At 62.4% G+C, this 21,133-nt stretch carries 19 protein-coding genes; 15 read left to right on the top strand and 4 right to left on the bottom strand.

Translation table 11 applies throughout. The features are described 5' to 3' along the window. Positions 1-28: 28 nt before the first annotated feature. A complete protein-coding gene (gene serB / locus BTW07_RS09850) occupies positions 29-1,246 on the top strand; it encodes a phosphoserine phosphatase SerB (RefSeq protein ID WP_075570024.1) in 1,218 nt (405 codons plus the stop codon). 242 nt (positions 1,247-1,488) lie between these two features. Then, a complete protein-coding gene (locus BTW07_RS09845) occupies positions 1,489-3,231 on the top strand; it encodes an HD domain-containing phosphohydrolase (RefSeq protein WP_075569997.1) in 1,743 nt (580 codons plus the stop codon). 29 nt (positions 3,232-3,260) lie between these two features. Here the strand turns inward: BTW07_RS09845 and BTW07_RS09840 are convergent, their stop codons facing one another. Beyond that, positions 3,261-4,214: a helix-turn-helix transcriptional regulator gene (locus BTW07_RS09840; protein ID WP_144076883.1), complete on the bottom strand. Its 954-nt coding sequence runs from the start codon at positions 4,212-4,214 to the stop codon at positions 3,261-3,263. Positions 4,215-4,371: 157 nt separating this feature from the next. On the opposite strand from BTW07_RS09840, the gene BTW07_RS09835 reads away from it, so the two are divergent. From BTW07_RS09835 to BTW07_RS09815, 5 genes are all read left to right on the top strand, one after another. Next, on the top strand, positions 4,372-6,540 hold the full coding sequence (locus BTW07_RS09835; protein WP_075569995.1) for a TonB-dependent siderophore receptor: 2,169 nt from the start codon (positions 4,372-4,374) through the stop codon (positions 6,538-6,540). 82 nt (positions 6,541-6,622) lie between these two features. Further along, positions 6,623-7,504, top strand: a complete 882-nt coding sequence (locus tag BTW07_RS09830; protein WP_075569994.1) for an alpha/beta hydrolase — start codon at positions 6,623-6,625, stop codon at positions 7,502-7,504. 68 nt (positions 7,505-7,572) lie between these two features. Then, on the top strand, positions 7,573-8,625 hold the full coding sequence (locus BTW07_RS09825; protein ID WP_075569993.1) for a M4 family metallopeptidase: 1,053 nt from the start codon (positions 7,573-7,575) through the stop codon (positions 8,623-8,625). Then, positions 8,622-8,966, top strand: coding sequence for a protealysin inhibitor emfourin (locus BTW07_RS09820; RefSeq protein ID WP_075569992.1), 345 nt, complete (start codon positions 8,622-8,624; stop codon positions 8,964-8,966). Before BTW07_RS09825 ends, BTW07_RS09820 begins: the two co-directional genes overlap by 4 nt. 324 nt (positions 8,967-9,290) lie before the next feature. Further along, the gene (locus BTW07_RS09815) at positions 9,291-9,800 is read left to right on the top strand and encodes a DUF3465 domain-containing protein (RefSeq protein WP_075569991.1); all 510 of its coding nucleotides are present in this window, start codon (positions 9,291-9,293) and stop codon (positions 9,798-9,800) included. 214 nt (positions 9,801-10,014) lie between these two features. Here the strand turns inward: BTW07_RS09815 and BTW07_RS09810 are convergent, their stop codons facing one another. After that, positions 10,015-10,749 (bottom strand): glycosyltransferase family 2 protein, encoded by a 735-nt coding sequence (locus BTW07_RS09810; protein WP_075569990.1) that lies wholly within the window; start codon positions 10,747-10,749, stop codon positions 10,015-10,017. Positions 10,750-11,071: 322 nt separating this feature from the next. On the opposite strand from BTW07_RS09810, the gene BTW07_RS09805 reads away from it, so the two are divergent. The 3 genes from BTW07_RS09805 to BTW07_RS09795 are packed head-to-tail and all read left to right on the top strand — an operon-like array spanning position 11,072 to position 13,520. Continuing rightward, a complete protein-coding gene (locus BTW07_RS09805) occupies positions 11,072-11,734 on the top strand; it encodes a response regulator transcription factor (RefSeq protein WP_075569989.1) in 663 nt (220 codons plus the stop codon). Then, the gene (locus BTW07_RS09800) at positions 11,731-13,131 is read left to right on the top strand and encodes an ATP-binding protein (protein ID WP_075569988.1); all 1,401 of its coding nucleotides are present in this window, start codon (positions 11,731-11,733) and stop codon (positions 13,129-13,131) included. The genes BTW07_RS09805 and BTW07_RS09800 overlap by 4 nt, the downstream gene beginning before the upstream one ends. Positions 13,132-13,172: 41 nt before the next feature. Continuing rightward, positions 13,173-13,520, top strand: a complete 348-nt coding sequence (locus BTW07_RS09795; RefSeq protein WP_075569987.1) for a DUF2834 domain-containing protein — start codon at positions 13,173-13,175, stop codon at positions 13,518-13,520. Positions 13,521-13,555: 35 nt separating this feature from the next. Here BTW07_RS09795 and epmB read toward each other — a convergent pair whose 3' ends face one another. Further along, on the bottom strand, positions 13,556-14,602 hold the full coding sequence (gene epmB / locus BTW07_RS09790) for an EF-P beta-lysylation protein EpmB (RefSeq protein ID WP_083941736.1): 1,047 nt from the start codon (positions 14,600-14,602) through the stop codon (positions 13,556-13,558). 97 nt (positions 14,603-14,699) lie between these two features. On the opposite strand from epmB, the gene efp reads away from it, so the two are divergent. From efp to epmA, 3 genes are all read left to right on the top strand, one after another. Beyond that, positions 14,700-15,266 carry an elongation factor P gene (efp, locus tag BTW07_RS09785; protein ID WP_075569986.1) on the top strand — a complete coding sequence of 189 codons (567 nt, stop codon included), beginning with the start codon at positions 14,700-14,702 and terminating at the stop codon, positions 15,264-15,266. 230 nt (positions 15,267-15,496) lie between these two features. Next, positions 15,497-16,267: an SDR family oxidoreductase gene (locus BTW07_RS09780; protein ID WP_075569985.1), complete on the top strand. Its 771-nt coding sequence runs from the start codon at positions 15,497-15,499 to the stop codon at positions 16,265-16,267. Continuing rightward, entirely contained in the window at positions 16,264-17,253 is a 990-nt protein-coding gene (gene epmA / locus BTW07_RS09775) for an EF-P lysine aminoacylase EpmA (RefSeq protein ID WP_075569984.1), read from the top strand. The genes BTW07_RS09780 and epmA overlap by 4 nt, the downstream gene beginning before the upstream one ends. 18 nt (positions 17,254-17,271) lie before the next feature. Here epmA and BTW07_RS09770 read toward each other — a convergent pair whose 3' ends face one another. Beyond that, positions 17,272-18,219 carry a LysR family transcriptional regulator gene (locus tag BTW07_RS09770; protein ID WP_083941734.1) on the bottom strand — a complete coding sequence of 316 codons (948 nt, stop codon included), beginning with the start codon at positions 18,217-18,219 and terminating at the stop codon, positions 17,272-17,274. A gap of 217 nt (positions 18,220-18,436) precedes the next feature. On the opposite strand from BTW07_RS09770, the gene BTW07_RS09760 reads away from it, so the two are divergent. Beyond that, positions 18,437-20,074 carry an ABC transporter substrate-binding protein gene (locus BTW07_RS09760; protein WP_208605396.1) on the top strand — a complete coding sequence of 546 codons (1,638 nt, stop codon included), beginning with the start codon at positions 18,437-18,439 and terminating at the stop codon, positions 20,072-20,074. A gap of 63 nt (positions 20,075-20,137) precedes the next feature. Continuing rightward, entirely contained in the window at positions 20,138-21,085 is a 948-nt protein-coding gene (locus tag BTW07_RS09755) for an ABC transporter permease (protein WP_075569982.1), read from the top strand. The last annotated feature ends 48 nt before the right edge of the window (positions 21,086-21,133 follow it).

Genomic DNA, 21,133 nt, shown 5'->3' with positions numbered 1-21,133 from the left:
GCGCATCGCTGCGCCCCGTGGGGAAATGATGTCACAACGTTTTGTGGTGCGTGCCACCGGACCCGCACGGCCCGGTCAGACGGCAGCACTGGGCACGGCGCTGGTCAGCGCCAATTGTCGTCTGCTGGACTTGAGCCAGCACGTCGCTTTCGGTGAAGTGACGCTGGAGGCGCTGGTAGAGACGGCGGACGATCTCGGGGCCTTGCTGCCGACTGCCGGCGACGTGTTCGGGCTGGATTGCCGAGTCGAGAAAGTGGCCGCCGAAAGCGAGGCACTGTGGGCGGACGTCGACAAGGATGCCCGCTGGATACTGACCTTGATGGCGCCTGCACTGTCTGCAGAGGTGATGGCGGAAGTCGGGGCGCTGACGGCAGAACAGGGCTTGACCATCCAGCAGGTAAAGCGGCTTTCCGCCAAGGGCCAGCTCGATGTGGTCTCGCCGACTGACGCCGGGGCCTGCCTCGAATGGCGGCTCAGTGGCGCGGTACACGACTCGACATCGCTGCGCGAGAAGATCCTCGCGCTGAGCGAACGCTTCCACGTCGATGTGGCCCTGCAGCCAGCGAATCTATGGCAGCGTCATCGCCGGCTGATCTGCTTCGATATGGATTCGACGCTGATCCAGGCGGAAGTCATCGATGAATTGGCGCGACGTCACGGCGTCTACGACGAGGTGGCGGCGGTGACCGAGCGCGCCATGCGCGGCGAGCTCGATTTCCAGCAGAGCTTCCGCGAGCGCATGAGCAAGCTCGAGGGTCTGGATGAGTCGGTATTGGCGGAGATCGCCGATTCGCTGTCGCTGATGCCGGGGCTCGAGCGATTGATGCGCTATCTCAAGCGACTGGGTTACCGGACGGCAATTCTCTCTGGCGGATTCACCTACTTCGCCCGCTATCTGCAGGAGCGGCTTGGCTTCGACGAGGTCCATGCCAACGAACTGGTGATCCGCGACGGCAAGGTGACCGGTGAGGTTCAGGCGCCGATCATCGACGCCGAGCGCAAGGCAACGATACTCAGGCAGATCGCCGAACGGGAAGGTTGGCAGCTGGCCCAGACCGTAGCCGTTGGCGACGGCGCCAATGATCTCAAGATGCTGTCGACGGCTGGCATGGGCATCGCCTTTCATGCCAAGCCTCTGGTTCGTCGCGAGGCACAGCAATCCGTGTCCGTCACCGGTCTGGACGGGTTGCTCTACTTGCTGGGGTATTCGGAAGCGGAGCTGACGGCCTTGTCGGCAGGGGAGTGAGAGATAGCGGGCTGGATCGTCGGGCTGGATCGGTCTGGGGATGTCTACCAGACCGGCGTCAGCGATGAACGGATGGAAATGAAGGCCAACAAGGGTTAAGTTCGCTTTGTGCGGGTCGATAACGAAAAGTTACATGGGGTGGGTGCCGGGTCGTGAACCGGTATTTTATTTCAGCCCCTGGTCACCCGCTCATTTTCCTAGCGTCTAACTTCAGCCTTGCGCCATGCGTTATCGGAATCTCCATGCCCGACACTGCTTCCACGGATGTCTTTCACGCCAAAGCCATATGGGAATGGCTCGAGCCATTATGCCTGCAGGGCGGCGTCAATCTCGAGTTCAAGCCTGCGGGCAGCACGTCATGGCCGGTACTGCTGGATGACGCCATTGTCGATCAGGCGTTGATCGTCGATGTATCGGCAGTGCCGACGCTCGAGGAGCCCCTCGCCCGGGGCGATCAGTTTCATCTCATCGGTCATGTCATGGGAGCCCTGGTTCGCACCGCACCGTTGACGGTGATCGAACGCCTGGCCGATGATCGGCGAATACAGTTTCGCTGCAGCTATCCCGAGTACGTCAGCACCATTCACCGACGTGGCACTTTTCGGGCTCCCTTTCGCGCCGAAATGGGAGTCACGAGCCGGCTCACGCCAACCGCGAATGGTCCTGCCGTCGACACCGAGATCCGCAATCTCTCGCTGGGCGGCTGCCTGCTCGCCATGCGGTTGGTAGACGCTGTGTCGCTGACGCCCGATCAGCGGATCGACGCTCTCGAATTGTGCTTTCCCAATCAGCAACGGCTCGAACTCAAGGGGCGCGTCCGGCATATACGCACCAATGACGACTGGACTCTGGCATTGGTCGGCCTCGAGTTCGATGAGCTGCCGATCGATAGCGAGCGATTGCTGTGGTACTGCGTCAAGGAGATCGAGCGCGAGGGCGCGCGTAGCGCGCTGACCAGTGACAAGCCGCTCGAACCGTCGTTGCTGTTCCTGCTGCCTCAGGGACGCCGGCCGCACCCGGTCAGCTCGATAACCAGCACGGCAACGCCCGCCACGGGGAGTGATAACGCGATCGCCCGGCGGCTCCGGAAAATTGCCGATTACCTCAACGCGCAGAGCCTGCAGCTCCAGAATGGTGGCTTGATGGCGTCGTCGTTGCTGTCTCGGCACGCGGATACGCTGGTCTCGCTCGGGGCCCAAAGTCGGGAGTCGCTGCTCTATGCTCTGGGGTATCTTGAATCCGAACCGGTCGGCGTACAGCATGCGCTGGCCGTGGCAGTCCGTGCCGTCGATCTGGCGCGCTGGCAAGGTCATGACAACGAGACTTTGAAGGCGATGGCTGCCAGCGCACTCGTGCACGATCTCGGCAAGGCGTCGCTACCGGCGGCACTGCTCGAGAGCCGAGTGCCGCTGAGCGAGGCCCAGCGAGCGCTGCTGCCGGCACATGTCCAGCGGGTCAGCGAGCGGCTGGCGGACTGCCGCTGGTTGTCGCCGGAGATCTCCACGTCGGTCCTGGAACAGGTCAATGAACGACTCGATGGCAGCGGTTACCCTCGTGGGCTTCGCGCCGAGGCGATCGGCGATCTGGGCCGGATGGTCGCGGTGGTCGACGTGATCGATGCGCTGACGCGCGCGCGCGCGGATCGCGAGGCCTGGGCGCTGGTCGATGCCTACCGTCATGTGCTGGGTCACGCCGACGTTTTCGATAATGTCTGGGCGCAACGCTATGTTCGTCTGTTCGGCGTCATTCCGGTGGGCTCGCTGGTGAAGTATGCCAGTGGCGCTCTGGCCTGGGTTCAACGTCTGGATGCGCAAGGTCGGCCGTCGCAGGTCCACATGGTGCTCAACGCCAACAGCCGTCAGCGGCGTCTCGATTTGGTGCTGGCGCAGCGCGGCCTCGATCAGCTGGGGCGATTGGAGGGCGTGGTCGAACCTCGCGAATACGGTCTGTCGTTGAGCGGCAGCGCGTCGCGTGCCTCAGCCTAAGGTTCGTTCTCGATAACCGATGCCGGGCGCTAACGCTTACGCTCTCTGGCTTGGCGGGGGGTGATGCCAAAGACGCGACGGAACGCGGTGGCGAAATTGGTGGCGTCATTGTAGCCCGCGAGTTCCGCGGCGGCGTTGACGCTGATTTGATCGTTCCGCAGCGCCCGGTTTGCGGCGTCCAGACGCCGCTTTCGCAGATGACGCTGCAGCGGCATGCCATAGCAGATTTGGCTGAGTCGCTGCAACGTGCTCACGCTCATGCCCAAGTGCTTGGCTATCTCCGTGAGCGTTGCGATATCGCCCTTTCCCGTGTCGATGAATTCCCACAATCGCCGCTGTTGACGCGTTTCCATGCTGCTCTCGTCGGTCCGTCGCAACAGCGGCGCCAAGCCTTCTCCCGCCATCGTCAACGCCAGCCCCTCGCGCTGCAGACGTGCAGCCAGTCCGACGCCAGCCGCTGCCGTCAACGAGCGAGCCATGGCCAGCAAGCCCGCGCCAGGTTGCCACTGGCGTAGCGCCAGATGGGGAAGCTCCTCGAGCAGACGCGCGGTCTCCGGAACTGCCTGCAGCCAGTCCGGCGATAAAGTCAGGGTCAGGCTCGATTCTCGTGTCCCGGCTTCGGCCACTCGCTCGAACGCCGTTTCTTCTCGCAGGTTGACCAGTAGCGCGGTCGGCGCTGCCGGCGCCATCGGCAGACGCATCCCGCCGAAGCGCACGTCGACGGCTCCCTCCATGACCAGAATCAGCTTGAGTCCAGGGGTCATTTCGGCGTGATTGCGCATTCCGTGGCGATTTTGAACCGCCGCGTAGCGTAGGGTCATGCCTTCATCGATGACATCGACGCCAAAGCGACCCTCGAGCAGCCTATCGTCCGCGACGCTATCGACACGGTAGCGCCGGCTCACATGAATGGCGTGACGTTTCAAGGCGTCGTGGCCCAACACCTCAGGGGAGTCGAGGGTCGTGGAATGAGAAGAGATCACGTTTGGATACTAGGCACAGGTATTTGAGGGTTTCGCACAGGTCGCCGGATGGCGCTTCTGGAATAATGCGTGTCGCCAATCTCGTTTGCAACTCATTCTCATTATCATAAGCGCTCGACACGCTGCGGCCACGGGCGCATGAGCAAGGAACGACACCATGATTCGCCATCCGCATTGCTTCCGCTACTGCGTACCGGTCGCTGTTGGTCTGAGTCTTTCCGCACCTTGGGCCTCTTTGCAGGCGCAGGAAACCCAGAGGGCCGACAATCCCGCTCTGAAGACGCTGACCGTCAAAGGCAATCGCCTCTACGAGATGCTGCCGTCCGAAGTGACCGGCGGATATGCGGTGGATGCGGCCACGGTGGGCACCAAGACGCCCGCCGCGCTGCGGGACATTCCGCAGTCGATCAGTGTGGTGACCCGCGAGGCGATCGAGGCGCAGAACTTCGACACACTCGATGAGATGGCCAGACGGACCCCGGGGATGCGTGTACTGCCCAACGACAGTGGCCGCTCTTCGATCTACGCCCGTGGTTACGAGTACGACGAATACAACGTCGATGGCCTGCCGGCGCCGATGGCCAGCATCGTCGGCACCGTGCCCAATCTGGCTGCGTTCGACCGCGTCGAGGTCATGCGCGGGCCATCGGGATTGTTCAACAGCACCAGCGAGATGGGCGGCATCATCAATCTGGTGCGCAAGCGACCGACCGAGGATTTCCAGGGCCACGTGATCGGTCGCTACGGCAGCTGGGACCAGAACTATCTCGAGACCGATATCTCGGGACCGATCGATGCCACTGGTCGCGTTCGCGGGCGCATGGTGATCAGCAACGACGATACCAACGGCTACGTCGACGACAACGAGAATACCAACCAGACCTTCTACGGTGCGCTCGATATCGATCTCGACGAGGACACCATGCTGTCGCTCGCCTATCTGCGTCAGCATCGGGATCTGGTACCCAACAACGGGCTGCCGACCGATGCCAATGGCAATCTGCTCGATGTCACCCGTTCTACCTTTGCCGGGGCGGATTGGAATGGTTTCGAGATGCAGAGCAATGATTACATCGCCGAGTTGACCCACCGGTTCGACAATGGTGGCTACGGTCGCATCGCCGCTCGCTATTCAACCCGTAATGCGGATTTCAATTATGCCTACGGCATTACGGGTGTTGCGGAGGATGGCACTTTCACGGCGCGAGGCCTTGGCGGCGACGTCGATCAGCAATCGCTCTCGATGGATGCCAGCTACAGTCAGCCATTCGCAGCCCTGGGCAACGTCAGCGAGTTCGTCGTGGGAACGGACTACAAGCGTTACGAGACCGAGACCTTTCAGGCCGTCTCGGTGCTGGGCAGCACGACTCTGGACCAGATCAATGACATCGCTTACGTCGATGTCTCCGACGTGGGTACGGTCAGCACGGACGATCGCGAGACGCTCGAGGAGTATGGTCTCTACTCCAAGCTGACTTTCCGACCGATCCAGCCGCTGGCGCTGATTGCCGGTGGTCGCGTCAGCTCCTATCAGGCTCGTGTCACTGACCATACTGATGATGACGCCGTTGCCAGCCGCAGCGATGACAGCAAGTTCACGCCCTATGCGGGGGCCGTACTCGATCTTGACGATCGTCATTCGCTGTATGCCAGCTACTCCGAAGTCTTCAATCCCCAGACTTACACTGATGCCAACGGCAGGCTGCTTGAACCCCGTGAAGGCAAACAGTATGAAATCGGGATCAAGGGCAGCTATTTCCATGGCGACCTGAATGCACGTGTATCTGCATTCCGCTTGTACGACGATAATCGAGCCGCCCCGTTAGTGGAAAACGGCGCAACCGTCAGCGGCGTCTACGCCTCCGTGGGTAAAACACGCACACAAGGCGCTGAGCTCGAACTGACGGGCACTCCCTTGCCCAACTGGGACATTATCGTTGGTTATACCTATCTCGATATCGATATCAGAAGTGAGGGATCGGAGGATACGGCCTTCGTACTGATGCCGAAGAATCAGCTCAATGTGTGGACTCAGTATGGCTTCGAAGGTGGCATCCTCGATGGCTTCCACATCGGCGGCGGGGTCACTGCACTGAGTGATTTTCAGACGGCCACCTCGGCAAGAGCGCCCATCAGTATCGAGGCGCCGGGTTATGCGGTAGTGGATGCCATGGTCGGTTACGACTTCACGTCCAACCTCAAAGGCCAGCTCAATTTCAATAATATCTTCGACAAGACTTACTATGAGCGGGTCGGGTCGATGGGGACTTTCAATATGTACGGGGCGCCGTCCAATGTGGTTGCGTCACTGCGCTATGACTTCTAATGCGTTACGTCTTTGGATCTTCGGCTGCCTGTCATGGGCGGCCGTTTTCATTCTGCCCGCTGCCGTCGCTCAGGAGCCAACCATGACCGCCGATTCTGCGACGCAGCCCGCTGATACACGGCCCGCCGGTACACAACCCGTCATGCTGCCTGATACGCAGCAATGGGAGCTGCATGGCGAGGCCACCGGGCGCGACTATCTCATTCAGGTTTCCCTGCCCGATGCGCCGCCACCGGCCGGAGGCTATCCGGTGCTCTACGTCCTCGATGGCAATGCACGCTTTCCGCTGGCGATGGTAGGGCGCGACAGCCTGACGCTGCGAGGCCCCGACGGTGGCACCAGCCCATGGCTGATCGTAGGAATCGGTTATCCCGATACCCGTCGTTTCGACAGCAGTGCGCGCAGCGAAGACTATACGCCGGCCGTATCGAGCATGCCGGCGGTCGACTCGCGTGGCCGCCCGGTCGGCGGCGCGGATCGTTTTCAGAGTTTTCTGCAGGATCAGCTGCTGCCGCAGGTCGCCGTACGATTCGATGTCGATGCTTCTCGACGCGCGCTGCTCGGGCACTCCTACGGCGGCCTGTTCGCGCTGTACACCGCATTGACCCGACCCAACCTCTTCAGCGACTACATCGCCATCAGCCCGTCGCTCTGGTGGGGAGACGGCTTCCTGTACGAGTTGCCGCCAGTCTCGGGTAACGTAAACGCCCGGGTGCTATTGGGTGCAGGCAACCAGGAACGGGGGCGCAAGCCGGCATTCGCAACGAATGCCGCCAGGCAAGGCGACGCCTCGCCGGCGATGTGCGACAACGTCGCCTGCTTCGCACGATGGCTGGAATCTCATCATCCCCAATGGACCATCGAGCACCAGTCATTCGTTGGCTCAAATCACGGCAACGTCATGTGGCCGGCGATGCAGGCGGCCTGGCGCTTCCTGGATGCGACCTCGTCCATCTCACGTTGACGAAAGGCGAAATTGCAGTGTTTGAGCCACACTAAGCGTGACCCCAATGCATCGCAGGAGACGATCGAATGGCTCCATGTCGCGACAGAGAGGCTTTCGCCAGATTCATGCCGCCCCATGTTCTCGAGCGCATCATGTCGCATGGCAGCGCGCGGCTACAGCGATGCGCGCGCATGACGCTGCAGGCCGACGCCCAGTTCCGGTTGCGCAATGCGTCTGCGCCGGCTGCGCGGCCCGCGGATAGCAGCCGACCCGGAGAAGTGGCGCGCTACATCTATACGGCGGGTAATCAAGAGGCGCTGCCCGGCAATCTGGTTCGTGAAGAGGGCGAACCGGATAGCGGTGATATCGCCGTCGATGAAGCGTATCGGTGGCTGGGCGCCACCCATCTTTTCTATTGGCAGATCCTCCAGCGTGATTCCATCGATGGCGAGGGGATGGCATTGCTCGGAACCGTTCACTACGGCGAAGACTACGACAACGCGTTCTGGAACGGTGCCCAGATGGTCTTCGGTGACGGGGACGGGGAGTTGTTCAATCGATTCACCGTGGCACTGGACGTCGTTGCTCATGAATTGACGCACGGCGTCATCGAACGCGAGGCCGGTCTCGTCTACGCCGATCAGTCCGGCGCGCTCAACGAGTCGCTGGCGGATGTCTTCGGCGCCCTGGTCAAGCAGCACCATTTCGAGCAGAACGTCGAGGAGGCCGACTGGCTGATCGGTGAAGGACTGCTGACCGATCGCGTCAACGGTCTCGCCCTGCGCTCCATGGCCAATCCGGGTAGCGCTTACGACGATCCGGTGCTCGGCAAGGATCCCCAGCCGGGTCACATGGACGATTTCGTGCGCACCTCCTCGGACAACGGGGGCGTGCACATCAATTCCGGCATTCCCAACCGCGCATTCTATCTTGCGGCAACTGGCCTCGGCGGCTTCGCCTGGGAAAAGGCGGGGCCGGTCTGGTTCGATGCGCTCACCGATCCACGTCTCGAGCGTGACGGTGATTTCGCCCAGTTCGCCCGACTCACGGTCGATTGCGCAGCCAAGCGCTTCGGCGCCGACAGCGAGGTGATGCAGGTCGTCAATCAGGCCTGGATCCAGGTGGGCGTTCTGTCATGAGCCACAACGGCAGGTTCGAGCTCGATTCCACCAGCGTCATTCTGGTCACCCGTGAGGGCGGGTTCGTGGTCACGCCGGGTTTGGCGGCGCCGCGGCGGATCGACTGCCGGGAGTTGAGCGCGCACCAGCGATTACGGTTGCAGACGGTGCTCGAGGAGCTCGATCGCCAGCGGGGGGGCTTGCGCTCGGAGGGCGCTGACCGGCGATCCTTCCGGGTGACATTGCAGGTCACGTCGGGGCGACCCGAAAGGGAGTGGGAGCTGGATGAGAGCGCTGCGCCTAGATCATTGATTGGGCTCTGGAAACACGGGGCCCAGGGGCTTGATGAAAGTGACGGCTAACCGGGGAGGCGTGACGAGAGCGAGTTTTTTTGTATTTGTGAGGAACTCTACCGAGGCATCGTACTCTGACCTAGTAGCCCAGGATGGGCGCACAGCGTAGGCCGGGCCTGAATTGGGTCCGGCTTCTTTTTGCCCGTCGTTTCTCCAATACCCGCCTCTCTTCTCGACTCTCACTGTCCCCGAATGCGATCCATTCTGGATGGACCCCGTCAGTGCGGGTGCTTCACGTGGGTCACACGCGGCGCCTGGCGTATCATGCGAGGGAAGCGGCGCCGATTTCACGGGTCGACGATTCGCGAACATCCCTTCACGGTAACGAAAGAAATGTCACAACGCTTCATCAAGACGCTACGTCGACCGGTCGTGGTGACACTGCTGGCCTTGGTGGTCGTCGCCCCTCTCATCACCAGACTGGCGGGCGGCTGGCCGGAGGTTGGGGGTGGCTCGCCCTCGACACAACGCGTGTCCGGTTTCTCGCAGAATCCCGTGACGCAGGCAGAGGCCGCAGAAAGACTCGAGCGCGCCTTCGATACGCATGAAGAGGGATTCTGGATCGAGGCAGCCGGGCGAGTCGTTCGCGTGCTGCCGGATGATCGACAAGGCAGTCGTCATCAGCGAATCATCGTTGCACTGGAGACTGGCCAGACACTGCTGATCGCGCACAACATCGATCTCGCGCCGCGCATCGAATACGTCGAACCCGGCGACCGTCTGCGCTTTCGAGGGGAGTATGTCTGGAACGCCCAGGGTGGGGTCATTCACTGGACCCACCACGACCCTGATGGTTCTGGCGCCGGGGGGTGGCTTGAGCATCGGGGCCGGCGTTATCGGTAAGACAGGTCGTGGAGGTGTCAGTCAAAGTGTAGGCACTGTCTGAAAAGTACTGCGCTTGCCCATGCGGCGTTAACAATCGGCTGGTGCGCCAGCCCGGTCAAGATGCTCATTTACATCCCGTAAACTGGTACGCCAGCCCGGTCCGTCTTCGGCGATTTTTGCCTTGGCTACGCGCCCCGGCCTTGCCTTCGCTCGTCGACTTTTCAGAGAGCACCTAGCGAGCGTAGCCGCGCACACGCCGTTTGCTCGATACGCGCTGCACATGCCAGCGACGGGACAGCCACCACATGCCCAGCCAGTCCCGGGCGTGCGCCGTGAGGCGGGCGGGAAGATACCAGGGCGAGAACCGGGACGACCGGGCCGCCTGACGCAGATTGACCCGATAACTGCCGATGCGGCCGCCGCCGCGTCGAATCAGTAGCGGCAGGAAACGATGCAGGCTTTCGACGGATGGCAAGGCAACCAGCACGTCGCGACGAATCAGGCGCAGGCCAGCCCTTTCGCTACCCGCCAGCTCGATCCCCAACTTCCTGGCACCGCGAAAAATGGCACGTTTCCAACGACAGCGAGGGTCGAGAGGAATGCCTTCGACCAGTGCCAGACCCTGATGCTGCGCCTGGCAGAGCATGTCGGGAATATCGTGAGGATCGTCTCGGCCTTCGGCATCGAGCGTGGCGACCCAGACGCCCCGCGCCAGATTGCCGGCCTGCCAGAATGCCGCGTCGGTGCCGATCGGCGTGGCTTGACGGTAGAGCCGAATCCGATTGTCGCCGGCGGCCAGCCGCGCCAGCTCCCCCTCGTCGTTCTCGCCCGAGGCATCGTCGATGACGATGAATTCCAGCTTCGCCGCGTGCCGCAGTGCGCTGGACGCTTCGGCCACGACGCGACCCACCTGGTGAAAGGTATCGTGGACGGTGACGACCAGTGATAGTTTGGGTAGTTCGAGCATCATGAAATCCCGTTGGTTTTCAAAGTGTCGACTTTGCTCGTCCTGTCGGAAGCACCACTATGACAGCCTATTCTTAACATCGGCTTAGTGACTGGTTTAATGATTGGCTCTGTGAGCGGCAAAGTGACGTGAGGTTCAGGCCACCATTCGTGCCGTCATTATCCGGTCAGGTCGTGACAACGGCATGGCAGCGGAGCGGGAACCAACGCTGCAGTGGCGTGGTATGGATAGGGTAGAAAATTTGAAAGCCGAGTTTCGCCAACGCCGGCGAGCGTAGGAACGATGGCGACCTTTAAGAGAGCGTGTCACAAGAGAGAGTGCCATGAGGGTAATGCTGGTTGAGGACGATCCGTTGCTGGGAGAAGGGGTCGTCGACGTGCTGCGGCGCGAGCAGATGGTGCCTGAGTGGCTCATGGAGGGCCGCGGTGTCTGCGAGGCGCTCGAAGGCTCCACCTTCGACGCCCTGATTCTGGACCTGGGGCTGCCGGACATCGACGGCTTCGAGGTGTTGAAACAGCTGCGAGAGGCGCAGAGTCAAATACCCGTGCTGGTGCTGACGGCGCGAGACGATGTCGTCAATCGGATTCGCGGGCTCGACAGTGGCGCCGACGACTATCTGATCAAACCGTTCGATAACGGCGAACTGCTGGCGCGCCTGCGGGCGCTGGTACGACGCAGCGCGGGCCGGGCTTCGCCGCAGGTCAGCTGTGGCCGGCTGACGCTGGATCCGGCAGCGCACGAGATACGCTTCGATCAGACGGTGGTGGCGCTGGGGCGTCGCGAGCACGATCTGCTGGCGTATCTGATGACGCACCCCGGACAGGTGTTCACCCGCGACCAACTGGTCGAAGTGCTTTACGGCTGGGATGCTGAAGTCGAGAGCAACGTCATCGAGGTTCACGTCCATCATCTGCGGCGCAAGTTCGGCAGCGAGGTCGTGACGACCGTGCGGAACGTCGGCTACCGGCTGGGAGTGGCGGGTTGATCTCGATCCGTCGCTATCTCAGGCGCGTTCTGCTGATTTCGGTGACGCTGATCACCTCGATCGCGGCGCTATGGAGCTATCACGACACGCGCGACCAGATCAACGAGCTGTTCGATGCGGAACTGGCGCAGACCACGCGGACGATGGTCGCGCTCTACTTCGAGTATCGCGGCGACCAGGGCCGCGACCCCGAACAGATGATCCGCGATCTGCAGATCGAGCCAGTCATGGTGCCGGATAACCCGACCGATGCGCCGACGCCATTGGGTCACCCTTATGAAAAGAAGCTCGGATTTCAGATATGGGATGATAATGGCCACGCCCTGCTGGGCATGAGAACGCCAGGGGTGCTGGAGACGATGATTCCGGCGCCGGGTTATGCGCAGGCCGAAGGTGGCGGTCACGACTGGCGGACGTTCACGCTTTATGACGAGGTTCACGGCGTCTGGGCCAGCGCCGCGCAGCGCGATGACGTGCGCGACGAGCTGACCTGGCAGATTGCACTGCGCAATCTGATGCCGCCGGTGATTGGCGTTCTGCTGATCGCGTTGGTGATCCCCTTTGTCGTCGCACGGGGCTTTTCCCCACTGCTGCGAATCAGCCGCCAGATCACCGCGCGTCGGCCGAGCTATCTGGAGCCCATCGATGGCAGTCAGGCGCCGGATGAAATTCGCGGCATGGTCGTCGCGCTCAATGGCCTGTTCGGGCGTCTGGCCGAAACGCTGGAAAAGGAGCGTCGCTTCACCGCCAATGCCGCCCATGAGCTGCGCACGCCGCTGGCGGCGATCAAGGTCCATGCCCAGAATCTGTTGGGTGATACCACCGAAGCGCGCTCCCAGCGCGGCGCCCGCTCGATCATCGACGGTGTCGATCGAATGACCCGCGTCGTCGAGCAGCTGCTGACGCTTTCCCGCCTCGAAAGTGGCGAGGGCCGGAACCGCCAGACAGTGGATCTGACCCGGCTGGGTCGCGAGTTGCTGCGGGACATGCAGCCGCTGGTCGATCGCCGAGACATTCGCTTCACCCAGCAGATACCGGCCGCTTCGAGCATTCTCAGCGATGAAAACGGCCTTTACGTGCTGCTGCGCAATCTGCTGGACAATGCGCTTCGTTACACCCCGGAAGGGGGCGAGGTCTGCTTGCAAATGTCGTCTGTCGAGGGAAGGCTGCAGATCGAGATCGCCGACAGCGGCCCGGGGATTCCGGTCGCCGAACGGGAGCGGGTCTTCGAGCGCTTCGTGCGTCTGGCGGGGCAGCGTACCAGCGGGTCGGGCCTCGGGTTGTCGATCGTCCAGGAACTGGTCGAAAGACTGGGAGGCGACATTCGGCTCGAGGAGACGTCGCTGCCGGTCGCCAGCGGGTTGAGCGTTCATGTGAAGCTGCCACTCACGGGATGAGTGCCCTCTCCCATTTACCGAACTATCAAAGGGGATTGTCGATGCTACGTTTTCTCGTGCCATTCGTGACGCTGATCGTCTTCATGGGATACACCATCTTCGCGATAGCGACCAGTGATCAGACGCTGGGCCAGTTCGCCGGTGATCTGATGCGTCGGCCGACCACCGCGCTGGTAGTGTTCGATGTCTATCTGGCGCTGCTCATGATCGCGACCTGGATGTTCTTCGATGCGCGCCGGCGTGGTCATGGTATCGGTTACCTGCTGGTGTTCTATGTCATCACCTTCTGTTTTGGCTCCGCCGGTCCGTTGGCGTATCTGACCCTTCGCGGCTGGCGAGACTATCGTCAGATGCGGGTCGGCAGCCGCGCGTCTGACACGACAACCTGAGGGGAGCCGAGCGAGGGCTGGATGGCGAACAAGTGTCACAGCGGGGTCTTGCTCTGCTCGCCGGGGACTTCGCGCACCAGCCGGGGCATCAGGAAACCGGCGAGACGCTGACGCAATGTCTCCACCAGCCGGCGCGCCTCGGCGTCGGGCACGTCGAAATGGGCGGCGCCCGATACCGGGTCGAGCACGTGCAGGTAATAGGGCAGGATACCCGCTTCGAACAGGCGCTCTGAAAGCGCCGCCAGTGTCTTTGCGTCGTCGTTGACCCCACGTAGCAGCACGCTCTGATTGAGCAGGGTGACACCTGCGGTCTTGAGTCGCGCGCACGCCGTGACCACGGCCTCGTCGATTTCCTGAGCATGATTGATGTGCAGGACGACCACTGTCTGCAACCGCGTGCCCTCGAGCCATTCGAGCAGCGCGTCGTCGACTCGATCCGGGATCACCACCGGCAGGCGAGTGTGAATGCGCAGCCGCTTGAGGTGGGGGATCGCGTCCAGCCGTTCGACGAGTACCGCCAATCGGCGGTCCGGCGAGGCGAGAGGGTCGCCGCCGGAGAGGATCGCTTCCTGGATCGACGTGTCTTCGCGCAGATAATCCAGCGTTCGATCCCATTCGCGCATCGACGGGGCATTGTCGGCGTAAGGGAAGTGCCGGCGGAAGCAGTAGCGGCAATTGATCGCGCAGGTGGGGCTGGCAATCAGCAGTGCTCGCCCCGGATACTTGTGAATCAGTCCCGGCTTCGGCGTGTGGTCGCGCTCTTCCAGCGGATCGTCGATGAAGCCCTGCACGGCGTGGCCCTCGGCGCGCAGGGGTAGCACCTGACGCAGCAGAGGGTCGTCGGGGTCACCGCGTCGAATACGCGAGAGATAGGCCAGCGGCACGCGCACGGGGAACAGTTCATGGCCGCGTGTGGCCGCCGACACTCGCTCGGGATCCAGTCCCAGGTGGCGGCAGAGCGCGGCGGGGTCGCGGATCACCTCGCGCAGTTGCTGCTGCCAGTCGCCCGGCGGGGTATCGAATCCCGGCGCTTCGGGGACGGCCTCTTCGCAATGCACAGCGATCGGGGTTCGGGTTATCATGCTGGCCACTCGACATCAGAGCGCATGCTGTCAGGCATCGCGCGGAAATGGGGTTTTTCGTCGCGGACGGCCCGCGAACGGTTACTAGTGAGGAATCATGGCGAACTATTCTACCAACGAATTCAAGGGCGGCCTGAAAGTCATGCTGGATGGCGACCCGTGCAACATTCTCGAGAACGAATTCGTCAAGCCGGGTAAAGGCCAGGCTTTCAGTCGCGTCAAGTTGCGCAACCTGAACACCGGCCGGGTCTGGGAGCGCACGTTCAAGTCCGGCGAGTCGCTGGAAGGCGCCGACGTGATGGATCTGGACATGGAATATGTCTACACCGACGGCGACATGTGGCACTTCATGAAGACCGATGGCTCCTTCGAGCAGTATGCGGTCGACAAGAAGGCCATTGGCGATGTCGAGAAGTGGCTCAAGGAACAGGCGGTCTACACGGTAACGCTCTGGAACGATAACGCCATCTCCGTGTCACCGCCCAACTTCCTCGAGCTCGAAGTGATCGAGACCGACCCGGGCCTCAAGGGCGACACCGCCCAGGGTGGCTCCAAGCCGGCGACGCTCTCCTCGGGCGCCGTGGTGCGCGTGCCCTTGTTCATCAACCGCGGCGAGATTCTGAAGGTGGATACACGCTCCGGCGAGTACGTCTCCCGAGCTTGAGAAGTTCTTCCTGCGAGCGCTCGGAGAGAACACGGCGTTCGCGGAAGAACCTCGATATTGCTTCTTCGAAAGCCACGCCCGCGCGTGGCTTTCTTCGTTAAAGTGACCTTTCTTCGTTAAAGTAACGGTCCGAGATGGCCGGGACGACATCGACTGCCGTTCGCCGATCGCATTATGTTTGCTAGATCGTTTTCTGGATGGTTTGCCGGATCGTGAACGGGAGGCAGGGAATGGCCAGATTGACGGGGCGCAAGGCGTTGGTCACCGGCGGTGCCAGCGGCATCGGATTGGCGACGGTCGCGCGTTTTCTCGCGGAAGGCGCCGATGTCGTGATGCTGGACCGCGATGCGGAGGGGCTGGCGCGCGAGTCGACAAGGCTCGATGCGCGGTTCGAGACGCGCTGTTTCGGAGTCGAAGCCGATGTGGCCGATGCCGTCAGCGTCGCTTCTGCCGTCGAGCAGGCGCTCGCCATGGCCGGACGTATCGATATCCTGGTCAACTCGGCCGGCGTCAACGTGTTCGGCGATCCGCTGTCGTTGCCGGAATCGGATTGGCGGCGCTGCCTGGCGATCAATCTGGAGGGCGCGTGGCACATGATCCAGGCCCTGTTGCCCGGCATGTTGACGGCCGGATATGGCCATATCGTCAATATCGCCTCGGTTCATGGCCACAAGATCATTCCCGGCGCTTTTCCCTATCCCATTGCCAAGCACGGCCTGATCGGGCTGACACGCTCGCTCGGCATCGAGTACGCGGATCGCGGCATCCGGGTCAACTCGGTATCGCCGGGACTGATTCGCACGCCCGCTGCCGAGGCCTGGCTGGCGCAGTGCGACGAGCGGGAGCGCCAGCGGCAGATCGAGCTGCTGCCCTGCAAGCGGCTGGGTGACGCCGACGAAGTCGCCAATACCGCGCTGTTCCTGGCCAGTGACGAAGCGCGATTCATCAACGCCACCGATATCCTGATCGACGGTGGCCGCAGCCAGGTCTATCACTCGTGACGAATACGCCTCGGCCAGACCACTGGCCGCCCGCCGCGACGATCGAGACGCTGCGCCAGCGGGCGCGGCTGCTGGCGACGATTCGCGCCTTCTTCACGGCCCGAGACGTGCTCGAGGTGGAGACGCCGGTTCTCGGCCACGCCGGCAGCACCGATCCGCATCTCGATTCGCTCTCGCTCGAGGCGACGACGCCAGCGGGTCGCGAACGCCTGTGGTTGCAGACATCGCCCGAATTCCACATGAAGCGGCTGCTGGCGGCGGGCAGCGGGCCGATCTTCCAGCTCGCCCGCAGCTTCCGTGACGGCGAGGTGGGGCGGCGCCACAATGTCGAGTTCACCATGCTCGAGTGGTACCGCCCCGGCTTCTCGCTGGCCGAGCTGATCGAGGAGTGCGAGGCGCTGATCCGAACGGTGCTGCCCGGCGATCCCGGTCCGCTGCGTCGGCGCCGCTATCGGGACCTCATGCGTGATCATCTCGATGTCGATCCTTTTCAATCGCCGCTGTCGGACTTGCGCCGACGCGCCGGTGAGATCGGCGCACTGTCGATGGACGATGCCGACCGCGACGGCTGCCTCGACCTGCTGATGAGTCTGGTCATCGAGCCGACGCTGGGAGGCGAGGGCATCGATGTGGTGATCGACTATCCCGCCTCCCAGGCGGCGCTGGCACGCAAGCGGATCGACCCCGAGGATGGGGTCGAAGTCGCCGCGCGCTTCGAGGTCTATCTCCACGGCCTCGAACTCGCCAACGGCTACGACGAGCTGACCGATGCCGCGGAACAGGCCTCGCGTTTCGCCGCGGACAATCGGCAACGTACCGCCCTGGGCAAGCCGGCCGTCGATGTCGACCGCCGGCTGGTTGCCGCGCTCGAGCACGGCCTGCCCGCCGGCAGCGGAGTGGCGCTGGGTGTCGACCGCCTGATCCAGCTGGCGCTGGGCAAGGAATTCCTTGCCGAGGTCATGGCGTTCCCGACGCCGCGGTGTTGACCGGCCGTCTCGCTGCTGCTACTCCACCCGTCGTCGTTCACCGAAGGGCCAAAGCGTCACGATCTCTCTTAGCAGCTGCTTGGCTGCCGGCGAGAGCGGCCGCTGGCGGCGCACGATGACGTGGGACTCGGCCTCCCGGAACACCGGATGATCGATTTCCAGCGCCACCAGTTGGCCGCGTCGCAATTCGTGCAATAGCGCCACACTGCCGATGAAGGTCACGCCGTTGCCGGAACTGACGTACTGCTTCAGTGTCGCCAGGGAGTTGCTGACCAGGCTGGCATGGAAATGGCGCTTGCTCAGGACCTCCACGGCATCGATCAGTTGCCGGATACCGTAGCCGTGACCCACCAGGCCCAGGGGCCATTCGAGTATGGCGTCCAGAGCGAGCGGCTGGGGCAACCGGGTGAGCGGATGCTGGGGGTGAACGATGGCGCAGAGGGGCTGACGGACGGCGGCGACCGATTCGATACCGGCAATCAGCCGGGGCGCATAGGCAATGCCGATGTGTGCCTGGCTCTCGTAGACCTGGCGCACCACGTCGTTGACGCTGGCCAGGTTCATTTCGATGGTCAACTGCGGATGGCGGGCGCAGAAGTCGTTCATCACGCCGCTCATCAGTCGGTCGCTGTACCCCTCGCTAATCGACAGGCTGATGTGGCCGCGCTGAAGGCCGTCCAGCTCGGCTAGCTGTCCGAACAGCGTCTGCTCGGCGACGTCTCGTTCCCGGTAGAAGTCGAGCAGAATGTCGCCGGCCTCGGTGGCGCGCACACCGCGACCGTGACGCTCGACCAACGTCAGGCCGAGCGCCTGTTCGAGCTGCCGGATCTGGCGGCTGATGACGGAAGGTTCGACATCCAGACGGTCCGATGCCGTGCGAATCGAGCCTGCGTCGAGCGCCTGCGAAAGGTAATAGAGCCAGCGGCTGTTCAGGTGTGTCGGGAACTTGTCGTTGTCATTGGCCACGGAGACGATTCCGAAAGGTCAGAGTGACAAAGCATGCTTTGAGTGTTGCTTTTCAAGCAACACAAACCTGTCGACGAAAGTATTGTTTTCCTCCCTAAGCGATCTACTCTCGGAGAGGAGCGGCATGGGTCGGGCGATCCTGCTCGTGGAGTAACAACAACAAACGCGTCCGACCGTATCGCCAACGACAATCATAAGATCGACAACGAGGTTTCTCATGGCGACTCCCTTATCGCGTCGTTTCTCCATGGCGCGCCGCCGTCTTCTGGGTGGCATGGCGATGATGGCACTTCTCTCCACTTGCGGTGCGATCTCGTCGCTGGCTGCGGCTCCAGCGGAGGCCAGTACCCTTCGGGCTGTCATGCATTCAGGCCTGCGGGTGCTCGATCCCATCACTACTACCGCGCATATCACCCGCGATCACGGCTACATGATCTGGGATACGCTGCTGGGCATGGACGACCAGTTCCAGCCACAGCCGCAGATGGCGGACTGGTCGGTCTCCGACGATGGCATGACCTACACCTTTACTCTGCGCGATGGCTTGAAGTGGCATGACGGCGGGGAAGTGACCGCCAGCGACGCGGTGGCCTCGTTCAAGCGCTGGGCCGCGCGGGATGGCGGCGGCCAGATGCTGATGGACCATGTCGCCAGCGTCGAGGCCACCGATCCACAGACCATGACGCTGACGCTATCGTCGCCGTTTGCCTATGTGCTCGAGCTGATGGCGAAGCCTTCGTCGGTGCCGCTGTTCGTGATGCCGGCGCGTATCGCGAGCAAATCTCCCGACGAGACGCTGACGGTGGAAGATCAGATTGGCTCGGGGCCGTTCAAGTTCGTTGCCGACGAGTACGATCCCGGTAACCGGGTCGTCTATGAGAAATTCGAAGACTACGTGCCACGTAAGGAGCCGGCCAGCTGGACCGCCGGCGGCAAGGTGGTCAACGTCGATCGAGTCGAATGGATCAACATGAGTGATGCCCAGACCGCGCTCAACGCTCTCAATTCCGGCGAGATCGATTTCCTCGAATCGCCCTCCGTCGATCTGCTGCCAGTGCTGCAGGCCAATCCTGATCTGACTATCGAGAAGATCAACGAGCTGGGTAGCCAGACCATCGGTCGCTTCAATTTCCTCTACCCTCCCTTCGACGATCCCAAGATCCGGCAAGCGGCGCTGATGGCCATGGATCAGGAAGACGTCCTGGCTTCGCTGGTCGGCAATCCGGAGTTCTATTCCACCTGTGACTCGATGTATGGCTGTCAGACGCCGCTGGCGACCGATGCCGGCGCGCCGGATTCGCTGGCGACCGGTGGCGGGACCGAGGCGGCCAAGAAGCTGCTGGAGGAGGCTGGCTACGACGGTACGCCTGTCGTGATGATGCAGCCGACCGATGCGCCCACGGTCAGCCCGCAGCCGGTGATCGCCGCGCAGTTGCTGCGCCAGGCCGGGTTCACGGTCGATCTGCAGCCGATGGACTGGCAGACGCTGGTGACGCGTCGCGCCAGCCAGCAGCCACCGTCGGAAGGCGGCTGGAACATGTTCTTTACCAACTGGTATATCCCCGAGGTATGGAATCCGCTGGTCAACCCGATGCTCAACGGTCGCGGCAAGGACGGCGGCTGGTTCGGCTGGCCGGACGACGCCGAACTCGAGTCGATGCGCAACGAGTTCGCCAAGGCCACCAGTGACGATGACCGCAAGGCGATTGCCGAGCGCATTCAGCAGCATGCCTTCGAACAGGTGACCTATATCCCGCTGGGCGAGTACTCGATCCCCGCAGCCTGGAATAACGATCTCTCCGGCATTCTGCATTCGCCGGTGCCGGTGTTCTGGAACATCACCAAGTCCGAGTGATCGAGGCGGGGCGCGACTGTCGTCGCGTCCCGTTCCTGCTGCGAACTGCAACGGAGTACGCTCATGTTCAGCTACTGTCTGCGTCGGACATTGGCGGCAGTACCGGTGATGGTGGTGGTCGCGCTGTTCGTCTTTCTGCTGCTGCGACTCTCGCCGGGTGACCCCGCTGCGATCATTGCCGGCGATATGGCTACGCCGGAGCAACTGGATCGCATCCGCGAAACCCTGGGGCTGAATCAGCCCATCTATATTCAGTTTTTCCACTGGTCCGGCGAGCTGCTGCGCGGCGATTTCGGCACGTCGTTGATGTCGAATCTTCCGGTGACGCAATTGATGGCGCAGCGTCTCGAGCCGACCGTCAGCCTGGCGCTATTGAGCATCGCGCTGTCGGTAGTCGTGGCAGTGCCGATGGGCGTCATCGCGGCCTGGAAACACGGCAGCCTGATCGATAACGCGATCATGTCCCTGTCGGTGCTGGGGTTCTCGGTACCGGTGTTCGTGACCGGCTACATCCTGATCAAGATCTTCGCCATCGATCTCGGCTGGTTGCCGGTCCAGGGCTTCAAGCGAATTTCTCAGGATGGCTTCGGACCTTTCATCCAGCATGCGATTCTCCCGGCGCTGATGCTGTCGACGATCTATATCGCGCTGATTGCGCGCATGACCCGCGCCAGCATGCTCGACGTGCTGGGTGAAGACTATATCCGTACTGCGCACGCCAAGGGCGCCAGCGAGAAGCGGGTCCTGTTCAAGCACGCGCTGCGCAACGCCGGCGTGCCGATTCTGGAGGTGATCGGTACCGGTTTCGCGTTGATGATCACCGGCGTGGTGGTGACCGAGAGTGTGTTCAACATTCCGGGACTGGGGCGGTTGACTGTCGATGCAATCCTGTCGCGTGACTATCCGGTGATTCAGGGACTGATCCTGGTGACGAGCGGGGTCTACGTGCTGATCAACCTGGCCATCGACCTCTCCTATGCGCTGCTTGACCCGAGGATTCGCTACCAATGAACCTGTCATCCCCCGACTCCCCCGCAGCGATATCGCCACAGCGTCGAT

Source organism: Salinicola socius, from assembly GCF_001937195.1.
GTDB classification, from domain to species: Bacteria; Pseudomonadota; Gammaproteobacteria; order Pseudomonadales; family Halomonadaceae; genus Salinicola; species Salinicola socius.
Note: the sequence above shows the minus strand (reverse complement) of the source record. Positions and strands in the feature narration are given on the sequence as shown.